Genomic DNA, 12590 nt, shown 5'->3' on the forward strand with positions numbered 1-12590 from the left:
CGTCAACCTCGGCGGGCGACAAGTCAGGAGTTGTACGTACTCTGCGCCCGCTCCAACCCCTCGATCACCAGACACTCCACCGCATCAGCCGCCCGGTCCACGAAGTAGTCCAGCTCCTTGCGCTCCGCCGACGAGAAGTCCCGCAGCACGAAATCCGCCACCGGCATCCGCCCCGGCGGCCGCCCGATCCCGAACCGCACCCGGTGATAATCCGACCCGAACGCCTTCGTCATCGACTTCAACCCGTTGTGCCCGTTGTCCCCGCCCCCCAGCTTCAACCGCAGCATCCCGTAATCGATGTCCAACTCGTCATGAATCGCCACCACATGACCCACCGGCACCTTGTAGAAGTCCCGCAACGCGTTCACCGGCCCACCCGACAGATTCATGTACGACATCGGCTTCGCCAGAATCACCCGCCGGTTCGACGGCCCCGGCGGCCCGATCCGCCCCTCGACCACCTGCGCCTGCGCCTTACCGGCCCGCTTGAACCTCCCCCCAACCCGATCCGCCAGCAGATCGGCCACCATGAAGCCCACGTTGTGCCGGTTCCCCGCATACCCCGGCCCCGGATTGCCCAGCCCCACCACCAGCCAGGGAGCCGCCGCATCGGTCGTCACGTCCATGTCTCCTTCATACGCGTCGGCCGCTGCCCCGCACGGGAACAGCGGCCGACGAAACGACGACGCGGAGGATCAGGCCTCGGCGGCCTCTCCGCCCTCTTCCTCGCCCTCCCGGGCCTCCTCGGCCTGCGCGGCCAGGACCTGCAGGACGACCGTGTCCTCCTCGACGTCCAGCGTCGTGCCCTTCGGCAGCGGGATGTCCTTGGCGAGGATGGAGTCACCGGCCGTCAGACCCTCGACGGAGACGGTCACCGACTCCGGGATGTGCGTGGCCTCGGCCACCACCGGCAGCGCGTTCAGCACGTGCTCCAGCAGGTTGCCGCCCGGAGCCAGCTCCCCCTCGGTGTGGACGTAGATCTCGACGTTGACCTGCTCGCCACGCGTCACCAGCTGCAGGTCCACGTGCTCCAGGAAACCCTTCAGCGGGTCACGCTGCACGGCCTTCGGAATCGCCAGCTCGTTCGTCTTGCCGTCGATGTCCAGCGCGATCAGCACGTTCGCCGTACGCAGCGCCATCTGCAGGTCGTGCCCCGGCAGGGTCAGGTGCAGCGGGTCCGAACCGTGGCCGTACAGCACGCCGGGAACCTTGTCCTCACGACGGATACGGCGCGCGGCACCCTTGCCGAACTCGGTGCGCGTCGCGGCGGAGATCTTCACCTCGGACATAAACACTCACTCCTCGAAGTCAGAAACGGTGGGGGTATCCCCTGCTCCTTGGAGCTTGGGGGAGGTCACCCGGCCACGAACGGCCTGCTACGAAGAGCGCGTCGATAACGGACCACCGCATCCCGCACAACAGGAAACGGCCTCCCTCGCCGAGCAACTGGAGCAGTCTACTCGGCGAGGGAGGCCGCACCCAAAACGATCTACAGGGCCCCGGCCGGGGACTCCTACTGGTCGTCGAACAGGCTCGTCACCGAACCGTCCTCGAACACCTCACGCACCGCGTTCGCGATCGTCGGCGCGATCGACAGCACCGAGATCTTGTCCAGGTCCCCGCTCAGCTCACCCGGCGTCGGCAGCGTGTTCGTGAACACGAACTCACTCACCCGCGAGTTCTTCAGGCGGTCGGCAGCCGGACCGGACAACACACCATGTGTCGCCGTCACGATCACGTCCTCCGCACCATGCGCGAACAGGGCGTCCGCAGCCGCACAGATCGTCCCACCCGTGTCGATCATGTCGTCCACCAGGACACACACGCGACCCTCCACCTCACCCACGACCTCGTGGACGGTGACCTGGTTCGCGACATCCTTGTCCCGCCGCTTGTGCACGATCGCCAGCGGCGCGCCCAGCCGGTCGCACCAGCGGTCCGCGACCCGCACCCGGCCCGCGTCCGGAGACACCACCGTCAGCTTCTGCCGGTCCACCTTCCGGCCCACGTAGTCCGCCAGCAGCGGCAGCGCGAACAGGTGGTCCACCGGACCGTCGAAGAAGCCCTGGATCTGGTCCGTGTGCAGATCCACGGTCAGGAGCCGGTCCGCACCCGCGGCCTTCATCATGTCCGCGATCAGACGCGCCGAAATCGGTTCACGTCCACGGTGCTTCTTGTCCTGCCGCGCGTAACCGTAGAACGGCACGATGACCGTGATGGACCGGGCCGACGCACGCTTCAGCGCGTCGATCATGATCAACTGCTCCATGATCCACTTGTTGATCGGAGCCGTGTGGCTCTGGATCAGGAAGCAGTCGGCACCACGCGCCGACTCCTGATAACGCACATAGATCTCACCGTTCGCGAAGTCGAAGGCCTTCGTCGGGACAACCCCGACACCCAGCTGTTGGGCGACCTCCTCCGCAAGCTCGGGGTGGGCGCGGCCGGAGAAGAACATCAACTTCTTCTCGCCGGTCGTCTTGATCCCGGTCACAGCACTGTCTCCTCAGAGGTGTCGCAGCTGGGTGTCGAGAGACCTCGCAGCCGGCTTGCCGGAGGCCGTCTCAGCTGGTGGGGGTGCGGGTATGCACTTATCACCGTACGCCGTGTTCGAGGCACCGGTTTCCGGTCAGCCTTCGGCGGCCGACTCCCGGGAAGCCGCCTCCGCCGCCTTCGCAGCCGCGCTCCCCGGACGCTTTCGAGCCACCCAACCCTCGATATTCCGCTGCTGACCACGGGCCACAGCCAGCGAACCGGCCGGCACATCCTTCGTGATCACCGACCCGGCAGCGGTGTACGCACCGTCCCCCACCGTGACAGGCGCCACAAACATGTTGTCCGAGCCCGTACGGCAATGCGAACCGATGGTCGTGTGGTGCTTCTCTCGCCCGTCGTAGTTCACGAAGACGCTCGCGGCACCGATATTCGAGTGCTCACCGATCGTCGCGTCACCGACATAGGAGAGATGGGGCACCTTCGTCCCCTCACCGATGGAGGCGTTCTTCGTCTCCACGTACGTACCGATCTTGCCCCCGGCCCCGAGCCGGGTCCCCGGACGCAGATACGCGTACGGCCCCACAGACGCCTCCGGACCCACCTCCGCGCCCACCGCGACCGTGTTGTCCACACGCGCACCGGCACCCACACGGGTGTCGGTCAGCCGGGAGTTGGGCCCGACCTCCGCGCCCTCGCCGAGGTGCGTCGACCCGTGCAGCTGCGTGCCCGGGTGGACGACGGCGTCCTGCTCGAACGTGACCGTGACATCGACCCAGGTGGTCGCCGGATCGATGACCGTGACACCGGACAGCATGGCCTCGGTGAGCAGCCGGTCGTTGAGAATGCGACGGGCCTCCGAGAGCTGCACACGGTTGTTGATGCCGGCGATCTCCCGGTGGTCACCCGCCACGGACGCCCCGACCCGGTGCCCGGCCTCACGCAGGATCCCCAGCACATCGGTCAGGTACTCCTCGCCCTGGCTGTTGTCCGTCCGCACCTTCTTCAGCGCCTCGGCCAGCAACTGCCCGTCGAACGCGAACACACCCGAGTTGATCTCACGGATCGACCGCTGGGCCTCGGTGGCGTCCTTGTGCTCGACGATGGCGGTGACGGCACCGGTGGCGTCATCCCGCACGATCCGCCCGTACCCCGTCGCGTCCGGCATCTCGGCGGTCAGCACGGTGACCGCGTTGCCGTCGGCGGAGTGCGTGGCGGACAGCGCCTGCAGGGTCGCGCCGGTCAGCAGCGGAGTGTCCCCGCACACGACGACCACGGTCCCGTCGACGGACCCGCCCAGCTCCTCCAGGCCCATCCTTACGGCGTGCCCCGTGCCGTTCTGCTCCGCCTGTACGGCGGTCCGGACCTCGGGGGCGATGGCGCCGAGATGGGCGGTGACCTTCTCCCGGGCGTGGCCGACCACGACGACCAGATGCTCGGGCCGCAGCTCGCCCGCGGCGGCGAGCACGTGCCCGACGAGACTGCGGCCGCACAGCTCGTGCAGGACCTTGGGTGTGGCCGACTTCATACGGGTGCCCTCACCCGCTGCGAGAACGACGACGGCTGCCGGGCGGTTGGCGCTCACGGGATGCCCTTCGGCTGTGGATGGGGTGGGGTGACATCCGCAGGATACCGGGGGGTTTTGGGGGGGTGGGGCCTGACCGGGGACTGATCGGTCAGGCCGCGAACCGAGCTGGTGTGCTCTGTGGGCTCCCGGAGAAGGATTCGAACCCTCATTCAACGGACCAAAACCGTTTGTCCTACCCTTAGACGATCCGGGATAGAGTGCGCGCTATATCCGATTTGGAAGATCGGCCTCGCGTGCGGACTCCACTATGCCGTACCAGGACCCCTCGATGCGACGGTACAGATCGGCACCCTTCAGGACTTTGATGACCAGGCAACCCCGATAGGAATCGCCGACGTTCTTGCGGCGGGTCTTCGGATTGTGCCTCTTCAGCGTCGTCTTGTTGAACGCGGAGCGTTCAGCGCCGACGAGGTCGGCCCAGTGCATCTCGGCGCCGGCCACGTCGGCCGACTCGTGGATCATCACCGCGAAGCGCAGGCGGTCGCGTTCCACGCCCAGCAGGTCGAGCCAGGCCAGGAAGACCCGGATCATGCCGGGGTCGCTGTTGACGAAGCAGACGTTCTCGCGACGATCGTAGGGCTTGCCCTTGCCGCCCTCGGCCCAGTACAGGCCCACGCCCAGGAGGAACAGTTCTCGCTCTGACAATTTGCCGACGGCCCGACGGGCGGCCTCCTTGGTGCGCTGTCGTTCCTCGTCGCGCAGGCGCATGGTGGCCTCCCACCCACGCTTCGCGATCGCTGACGCCTCCTCGGTGCCGCGTCTGCGATCCGGCTTCGGTAGATCCCGCACCCACAGCGAGATCGAACTCTTCGAGCAACCGAGCTCCACCTGGATCTGATCGTACGTCCAGCCTTGGAGGCGGAGCTCCCTGGCCCTCTCCCGCAGGTCGTCCTTCGCGTTCGGGTGCTTGGTCCACTCCGGTGGCGGTTCGCCCTCCAGTAGCCGGTTGAGGATGTCGTTGTTGTCGACGTGCAGCCGGTCACGGATCTGGCGCCGGCTCAGCCCTGCGCGCCGCAGAGTCACCGCCCTCTCCCGCAGTCCCTCGAAGTCGGCGAATTTGCCAGGTGCATGTGTCATACGCATACCGCCCGGGCGGAATGGAGGGTTCCGGGGTCGAACGGTGAGCGATTCAGCAGTTCGAGGGATATCGGGCGGTATCGCAGCCGAACGGTCACGGAGTGTGGTGTAGGCCAGTCCCGGAAACTCACCGGAAAGCGGGCGGGGGGCGCCTTTAGGCTGTGGGCATGACCGAAACGGGGGAAGACCATGTGACGGCCCGGGGAGGGCCGTGGTGGTGGGCCAGACGGCGCAGTGCCGTGTTCGATGTGGGTCTGGCCGTGGTGTCCGCGCTGGAGTGCGCGCTGGAGGGGATCCCCTTCGCCAGGGACGCCGGGATTCCGGTGCCGGCGGGGGTCGTGTTCGGGCTGGTGGCCGGTTCCGTGCTGCTCGTGCGGCGGCGGTGGCCGATCGTCGTGGTGCTGGTCTCGGTCGCGATCACGCCCGCCGAGATGGGCTTTCTGATGGGCGTCGTCGGTCTGTACACGCTGGCCGCGGCCGAGCTGCCCCGGCGGATCATCGTCTCGCTGGCGGGGATGTCGCTGGTGGGGACGCTGATCGTGACGTTCGTGAAGACACGCCAGGACATGTCCCACGGGGACCTGGACATAGGGGACTGGTTCGTGCCCTTCGCGGCGATCACGATGTCGCTGGGCTTCACGGCGCCTCCCGTGCTGCTGGGTCTGTATGTGGGGGCGCGGCGGCGGCTGATGGAGAGTCTGCGGGAGCGGGCGGACAGTCTGGAGCGGGAGCTTCAGTTGCTCGCGGAGCGGGCGGAGGAGCGGGCCGAGTGGGCCCGGAACGAGGAGCGGACGCGGATCGCCCGGGAGATGCACGATGTCGTCGCGCATCGGGTGAGTCTGATGGTGGTGCATGCGGCGGCGCTGCAGGCGGTGGCGCGGAAGGATCCGGAGAAGGCGGTCAGGAATGCCGCGCTCGTGGGGGACATGGGGCGGCAGGCGCTGACCGAGCTGCGCGAGATGCTCGGTGTGTTGCGCAGTGGTGGGGATGTGCGGCGTGAGCGTGCCGCGTCGGTGCCGTTGGCGGCGGTGGGGGTGGCTGCCGTGGCGGCGGCCTCGCGAGCGGACGATGACGAGGGGCCGTGTCTGGCGGAGATCGAGGAGTTGGTGGGGCAGTCGGCTGCGGCGGGGATGGTGGTCGATCTGGCGGTGGAGGGGGATGCCCGGCCGTATGCGCCGGAGGTGGAGCAGACGGCGTATCGCGTGGTGCAGGAGGCGTTGACGAACGTGCACAAGCACGCGGCGGGGGCGAAGACGTATGTCCGGCTGGCGCATCGGGTGTCGGAGATCGCGATGCAGGTGGAGAACGAGCCGCCTGAGGCGGCGGCGTCGTCGGCGCGGCTGCCGTCCGGGGGGAACGGGCTGGTGGGGATGAAGGAGCGGGTGTCCGCGCTGGGCGGGGTGTTCGTGTCGGGGCCTACGGATGCGGGGGGTTTTCGGGTGTCGGCGGTGATTCCGGCGTCGTAGGCCTGTGGTCCGTGGCCTGTGGCTTGTCGTGCCTGCTCCATCGCCCGTTGCCCTTGGCCTGTGGCTTTGTCGTGCCTGCTCCGTTGTCCGTGCCCCGCAGCCCATGGCGCGGTGTGGCCGGGGGTCAGCCTGCTGTGAGGCGTACCGGTTCCGTGCCGGCTATGAGTGTGGCCAGGGCTTGGTCGATGTCGGCGCCGGCGTACCAGTCGCCCGTGTGGTCGAGGGTGTAGACGCGGCCGTCGGTGTCGATGGCGAGGAGGGCCTGGCTGTCGGTTTCGGCGCCGAGGGGGCAGACCTGGGTGCCGAGGGCGCGGCCGAGGTCGCCAAGGGTGCGGGCCATGTGGAGGCCGTGCAGTGGGTCGAGGTGGAGGGTGGCGGGGGCGACCTGGCGGCCGGGTCCGGTGGGGGCGATGTGGAGTCCGCCGAATTCGGCCCAGGCCTCGACGGCTGCGGGGAAGACGGTGTGGCGGTGGCCCGCGGGGGAGATGTGGTCGCGCAGGGCGTCGGCCCAGATTTCGGCCTGCTTGATGTCCCAGCGTCCGGGTTGCCATCCGGCGGCGCGCAGGGCGGCGTCGACCGGTACGGCGAAGCGGGTGGAGGAGGTGCGGTCGGTGTGCATCTGCCCTTCGTCTCGTCGAGGTCACGGGGTGGCGCGAGGTGCCCGCGGGGTTTCGGCCGTGCGGGAGTGGCGTGTGGGTATGCGGGGGGAGTCGGGGGCGTCAGCCGTTCCGGGGCGCCGGGTCGACTATGCGCACGCCGAAGTGGGCGCTGAGCGCGGTGCAGGCGCGGCAGGGAGTGGCGAAACTGCCGTGGAGGGGGTCGCCGTCCTCGCGGATGCGTCGGGTGGTGAGTTTGGCCTGCTTGAGGGCTTTGCGGGCCTCGCCGTTGGTCATGGGCTTGCGTGCGGCGCGCTTGCTGCGGGCGGCGTCGGCGGCGGCGATGTGGCGTGAGATGAGGATCGTCTCGGCGCAGCGGCCGGTGAAGCGGTCGCGCTGGGCGCTGGTGAGGGTGTCCAGGAAGTCCTGGACGAGGGGGTGCAGGGTGGGGGGCGTGTCGCCGCGGGCGGCGGTGCCGGTGAGGGTGGCGCCGCGGACGGAGAGGGCGGCGGCGACGGTGGGGAGGATGCCGTCGCGGCGGTGGAGGAGGACGGGGGAGTGGGCTGTTTGGGCGCTCCAGCCGATGCGGGGGTCGCCGCTTCGGGGGTCGGTGGCGCGTGGGCTGCCGTTTCGCGGGTCGCCGCTTCGTGGGTCGCTGTTTCGTGGGTCGGCGGACCTGCCGGTGTGTGGCCCCGTCTGTGTCGCGTTCATGATCGTATACCCCTCCGTGCATCCCCCCGGGGTCACAGACTGCCAAATGGTGTGGCTGGTGCGGAAGCTGGGGCGCGGCGACACGCCCGGAGCGGGGCATGTCGTCACGGTGGGGTGACGGCTGGTCACGGATGCGGAAGGGGGTGCCGGCCGGTGCCGGTGACCGGTGTCGTCGTACCGCATAGGCTGTCGGGACCGCGGGCCGTGCGGTGATCCGTTCGGGGATCGATGCAGTGATCCGGAGGGTGATCCGTGGAGGCCGCGGGTGCAGTGAAGTGCAGTGAAGTTCAGTGAAGTTCAGTGAAGTTCAGTGAAGTCGCATCAGCAGACGTGACAGTCGATACGGGCCGTAGTGCGCCAACGGTGGTCAATACGGGTCGTACAGAGTGCCGCAGGGGGCAACCGCCATGACGACAGGTCGGCTCGGGCTGGGGGCACCTCCCGGCCGCCAGGCCGGGGGACACGCCGCGCCGCCGAACGCGGCCTACGCCGGGCAGGTCGTGCATTTCCCGGATCCGGTCCGGGCGGCCCGTCACCCGAGAGGGGTACGGGTCGACGAGCGGGGCTACCCCGACTTCTCGCCCTACGCGCGCGCGGCCGCGGAGATCGCGGAGCCGCCGGAGGGATTCGGTGTCGATGAGTTGCGGCTGACCGACTACGTGTCGGCGAACACGGCGCTGTCGGCGTCGGGGCACGAGTTGTGGGACACGGTGCCGGCGGTGGCGACGCCGCACGGCTGGACGTGGCATCACGTGGTGGGCACGCGGCGGCTGGAGCTGGTCCCGGTCGAGGTGAAGGCGCTGCTGCGGCATCACGGCGGGGTGGCGACGTCGGGCGTCGACCATGCCAAGCGGGGCACGCGGCCGTTGCAGGAGACGCGGCCGGCGCACTTCGGCCTGCCCAAGTCGGGTGTGGCGGTGACCGAGTCGCAGGTGCAGGGTGTCGAGGAGGACCTCGGCTACCGGCTGCCGGGCGCGTACCGGTCGTTCCTGAAGGCGGCGGGCGGCTGTGCGCCGGTGGGTGCCGCGCTGGACGCGGAGCTGGGGCTGCTGCTCGACCAGCCGTTCTTCACGGTGCGCGACGAGGCGGCGGTCAACGACCTGGTGTATGTCAACAAGTGCCTGCGTGATCATCTGACCAAGGACTACCTGGGGATCTCCTTCGTCCAGGGCGGGCTTCTCGCCGTGAAGGTGAAGGGCGACCGGATCGGGTCCGTGTGGTTCTGCGCGTACGACGACGTGCGGGACGTGGATCCCGCGATGCCGCCGGCGGAGCGGGTGGAGCGGCTGCTGCTGCCGTGCGGGGAGGACTTCGACGTCTTCCTGTCGCGGCTGGCGGGCGATCCGCCGGAGTTGGAGACGGTGGCGAACCTGATGGTGGACGGCGGATTCGCGCGTGTGGTGCCGGTGGACGCGGTGTCGTCCTCGGCCGTGGGGGAGTGACTTCAGCGATGGTGACCTTCGCGCAGGCGCAGGAGCGCGCGGAAGAGTGGATCAACGGGGACCTGCCGTCGTACCAGCATCGTGAGGTGCGGGTGCGGGAGTTCGACCTCGGGTTCGTGGTGTGGGCCGAGGACAGGGCGGACGGGCCGCGGTCGGACGGTGGCGCGCAGCGGCTGGTGATCGCGCGGGACAGCGGTGAGGCGACGCTGTGGCCCGGGCTGCCGGTGGGCGAGGTGATCCGCCGGTACGAGGAGGAGTACGGCCGTCCGGACGGGGCGGAGGAGGCCGCGCCGTCGGCTCCTGCCGCGCGGGTGGATCTGAATCAGACGTCCTTCCTGCTGACTCCGCCGGAATGGTTGCAGGACGCGGCGGACAAGCTGGGGATTCCGGACCGGCGGAGTTCCGGGGCGGGTGCGCCTTCGGGGGCAGGCGTGGGGTCGGGCGCGGGTCCGGGTGCGGGTGCTCAGGCGGCTTCCGCTTCGGGTGCCGAGGCGGGTTCCGTCCCCGGGGCCGAGCCGGGTTCCGCCCCCGGGGTGGCCGCTGCTTCGGCCGGTGAGACGGCTGCTCCCGGGCAGGGAGCGCCCGGCGCGCCGGGGAGCGGTGCGTCGTGGCCGGTCGCCGGGGGGAGCGGGCCGGAGACCGACCCGGGTCCTTCCGGGACTCCGGGAGCGCCGGCCGCGTCTGCCGGGGCGACGCCCTGGGCCGGTACGGACACCAACGCCGATGCCGGTGACGACCGTTCCGTGCCGCTGCCTGCGACGGTCTTCGCGCCGCCGCTGAGTGAGGCAGACGGTGACACTCCGCCGCCGTCGACGACGTCCGACGCCAAGACGGCCCTGATGTCGGGCGGCAGCCAGCTTCCGCCGACGGCGCTGTCGCCGGCGGTCGACGACCCGAACGCGCAGGGTGCGGGGGCTTCCGGCGGGCCGGGGTACGGCTATCCGCCGGGGGCTGCTCCCGGTGTGCCGGGGCCGGGTGGGGTGCCGCAGGGGAGTACGCCTCCGCCGGCGCCTGCCGGGCAGCCGTACGGCTATCCGCAGTCCGCGCAGGCCGCGCAGGCCGCGCAGGCCGCGCAGGCCGCGCAGGTTTCGCGGGATTCGCAGGGGACGCCTCCGCCCGCGCCCACGTCCGGTGGGGCGTCGTACGGGTATCCGGGGTCCGGTCCCGCCGGCGGGCCGCAGCCGACGGCCGGGCCGGGCGTGCCCGGGCGGCCGCTCGCGCCGAACGCCGGGGACATCGCCGACGCCGCGACGAGTAAGGCGGCTCCGCCGCCGGGGCGCGGGCGGGGCACGGGTCCGTCCACGCCGCCTCCGCCGGGGGCCCCCGGTGCGCCGGGTGCACGGCCGGGCGGCACCCCTCCGCCGTCGGGGCCCGGTGCGCCGGGCACGCCCGCGGGTGGGTATGTGCCGACGCAGATGGTGTCGGCGCTGGGCCCTGACGGGTCCGGAGGCCCGGGCGGGCCGGGTGGTCCGGGTGGTCCGGGTGGTCCGGGTGGTCCGGGTGGTCCGGGTGGTCCGGGTGGTCCGGGTCCTGAAGGGCCTGGTGGAGCAGGCGGTCCCGGTGGTGCCGGCGGTGCCGGAAACCCTGAGGGCTCTCTGGGCGCCGGGGTTACCCAGGGGCCCGGTGCGCCGCTGTCTCCGCAGCAGCCACAGGGCGCTCCCAACCCGCCTGGCCCCCCTGGTGCGCCGCAGCCGCCCGGCGCCCCGAACCCGCCCGGTGCCCCTGGTGGCACGCCCCCGGGCGGCGTCCACCATGCCGCCACGATGCTGGCCGACCCTGGCCGGATGGGCCCGAGCACACCTCAGCCTCCGGGTCCTCCGGGTCCTCCGGGTGCCCCTGGTACCCCCCAGCCTCCCGGCGCGCCGCATCCGCCCGGCGTCCCCGGTGCTCCGGGTGCGCCCGGCGCCCCGGGGCCCGTGCACCACGCGGAGACCGTGCTGGCCGCGCCCCCGGCGGGCGGCCCCGGCGTGCCTCCGCCCCCGCAGGCTCCCGGCGCACCGCCCGCCGCTCCGGGTGCTCCTGGCGCCCCTGGCGTGCCCGGCGCCCCGCCCGTGCCGCCCGGCGCGATGCCGCCCGGACCCGTGCCGCCCGGCGTCATGCCGCCGGGTGCGATGCCTCAGGGAGGCATGCCGCCCGGCGCGATGCCCCCGCCCGGTCAGCCCGTCCCCGGGCAGCCGCCGGCGTACGGCTATCCGCAGCAGCCCACCGGGCAGCCGACGGTCGGTCCCGGCTACCAGGCCGTGTTGCGCTACCGCGCGCAGGACGGTTCCGAGCAGCAGCTGATCCGGCGCTCCGCGCCGGGCACGCCGCACCCGGAGTGGCAGATCTTTCACGAGCTGCGGGCCATGAACGTGCCTCCGGACCAGGTGCTGGAGCTGCACACCGAGCTGGAGTCGTGCGAGCTGCCGGGTGCGTACTGCGCGCGGATGATCCGGGAGCAGTGGCCGCAGGCGCGGATCACGAGCATCGCGCCGTACGGCACGGACCACACGAGCCGGCAGCAGGGCATGCAGCAGCTGCTGGCCCACCAGGGCGAGTTGCACCAGGTGGCGGACGGCCCGGCGCGTCCGGCTCCGGCGCGGGCGCCGCTGCCGCCGGTGCACGCGGCGCCGCCGATCCCGCCGGAGGCCATCGCGCAGGAGTTGGCGGCGGCGTTCGGTCCGGGGGTGTTCCGGTTCGAGCAGGCCGCCGTGTCCCGGCAGGGTGTGCCGCCGGTCGTGGCGCACACGCTGGTGGCGGCCGGTCTGCCGATGGACATGGGCCCGTTCTTCTGGGCGCAGGCCCAGCCGGGTCGGCCCGTGCCGACGCTGGCGGAGCTGGCGGCCGAGCGCGGTGTGCAGCCGGCCTCGGACGCGGGTTCCTACCTGGTGATGGGCAGCGACTTCGGCAAGGCGCTGTGCGTGCAGTACGGCACGGCGAACATCGTGGCCGTGCCGGTGGAGGCGGGGCCGGGCGGGGCGCCCGTACCGCCGCAGTTCGTGAACACCGGGCTGCCGGAGTTCGCGCGCTGCCTGGCACTGCTCGGGCGGATGTGGCGGCTCAGGTTCGGGCTGAACCAGGAGCAGGCGGGCCGCTGGACCGTCGACTTCCAGGCCCAGCTGGCCGCGCTCGACCCGGCGGCGCTGGGGTCGCCGGAGAGCTGGTGGTCGGTGCTGCTGGAGCAGATGTGGGACGGGCTGCTGTGACGCACCGCCGCTGACGTGCCGTGAGGAGCCGG

General features: G+C 71.2%; 10 protein-coding genes and 1 tRNA gene. 3 read left to right on the forward strand and 8 right to left on the reverse strand.

Translation table 11 applies throughout. The annotated features are described in order from the left end of the window. Window positions 1-23: 23 nt before the first annotated feature. From pth to ACZ5TL_RS17920, 6 genes are all read right to left on the reverse strand, one after another. Complete coding sequence (gene pth, locus ACZ5TL_RS17895; RefSeq protein WP_468590770.1) at window positions 24-626, reverse strand: aminoacyl-tRNA hydrolase; 603 nt, start codon at window positions 624-626, stop codon at window positions 24-26. A gap of 69 nt (window positions 627-695) precedes the next feature. After that, window positions 696-1289 carry a 50S ribosomal protein L25/general stress protein Ctc gene (locus ACZ5TL_RS17900; RefSeq protein ID WP_468590771.1) on the reverse strand — a complete coding sequence of 198 codons (594 nt, stop codon included), beginning with the start codon at window positions 1287-1289 and terminating at the stop codon, window positions 696-698. A gap of 224 nt (window positions 1290-1513) precedes the next feature. Next, window positions 1514-2494 carry a ribose-phosphate diphosphokinase gene (locus ACZ5TL_RS17905; protein WP_468590772.1) on the reverse strand — a complete coding sequence of 327 codons (981 nt, stop codon included), beginning with the start codon at window positions 2492-2494 and terminating at the stop codon, window positions 1514-1516. 135 nt (window positions 2495-2629) lie between these two features. Beyond that, window positions 2630-4078 carry a bifunctional UDP-N-acetylglucosamine diphosphorylase/glucosamine-1-phosphate N-acetyltransferase GlmU gene (gene glmU, locus ACZ5TL_RS17910; protein WP_468590773.1) on the reverse strand — a complete coding sequence of 483 codons (1449 nt, stop codon included), beginning with the start codon at window positions 4076-4078 and terminating at the stop codon, window positions 2630-2632. 125 nt (window positions 4079-4203) lie between these two features. Next, window positions 4204-4274: transfer RNA gene (locus ACZ5TL_RS17915), tRNA-Gln, on the reverse strand. An 11-nt stretch (window positions 4275-4285) separates the two neighbouring features. Beyond that, window positions 4286-5158, reverse strand: coding sequence for a hypothetical protein (locus tag ACZ5TL_RS17920; protein ID WP_468590774.1), 873 nt, complete (start codon window positions 5156-5158; stop codon window positions 4286-4288). A 167-nt stretch (window positions 5159-5325) separates the two neighbouring features. Here ACZ5TL_RS17920 and ACZ5TL_RS17925 point away from each other — a divergent pair, with 167 nt between their 5' ends. After that, window positions 5326-6624: a sensor histidine kinase gene (locus ACZ5TL_RS17925; RefSeq protein WP_468590775.1), complete on the forward strand. Its 1299-nt coding sequence runs from the start codon at window positions 5326-5328 to the stop codon at window positions 6622-6624. Between the two features lie 124 nt (window positions 6625-6748). Here ACZ5TL_RS17925 and ACZ5TL_RS17930 read toward each other — a convergent pair whose 3' ends face one another. Beyond that, complete coding sequence (locus ACZ5TL_RS17930; protein WP_468590776.1) at window positions 6749-7243, reverse strand: SUKH-3 domain-containing protein; 495 nt, start codon at window positions 7241-7243, stop codon at window positions 6749-6751. Window positions 7244-7343: 100 nt separating this feature from the next. Then, the gene (locus ACZ5TL_RS17935; RefSeq protein WP_468590777.1) at window positions 7344-7931 is read right to left on the reverse strand and encodes a YwqJ-related putative deaminase; all 588 of its coding nucleotides are present in this window, start codon (window positions 7929-7931) and stop codon (window positions 7344-7346) included. A gap of 407 nt (window positions 7932-8338) precedes the next feature. Between ACZ5TL_RS17935 and ACZ5TL_RS17940 the strand changes: the two genes are divergently transcribed. Further along, window positions 8339-9373: an SMI1/KNR4 family protein gene (locus tag ACZ5TL_RS17940; RefSeq protein WP_468590778.1), complete on the forward strand. Its 1035-nt coding sequence runs from the start codon at window positions 8339-8341 to the stop codon at window positions 9371-9373. Between the two features lie 8 nt (window positions 9374-9381). Continuing rightward, window positions 9382-12558 (forward strand): SUKH-4 family immunity protein, encoded by a 3177-nt coding sequence (locus tag ACZ5TL_RS17945; RefSeq protein WP_468590779.1) that lies wholly within the window; start codon window positions 9382-9384, stop codon window positions 12556-12558. The last annotated feature ends 32 nt before the right edge of the window (window positions 12559-12590 follow it).

The organism is Streptomyces sp. NPDC033136 (genome assembly GCF_055578235.1).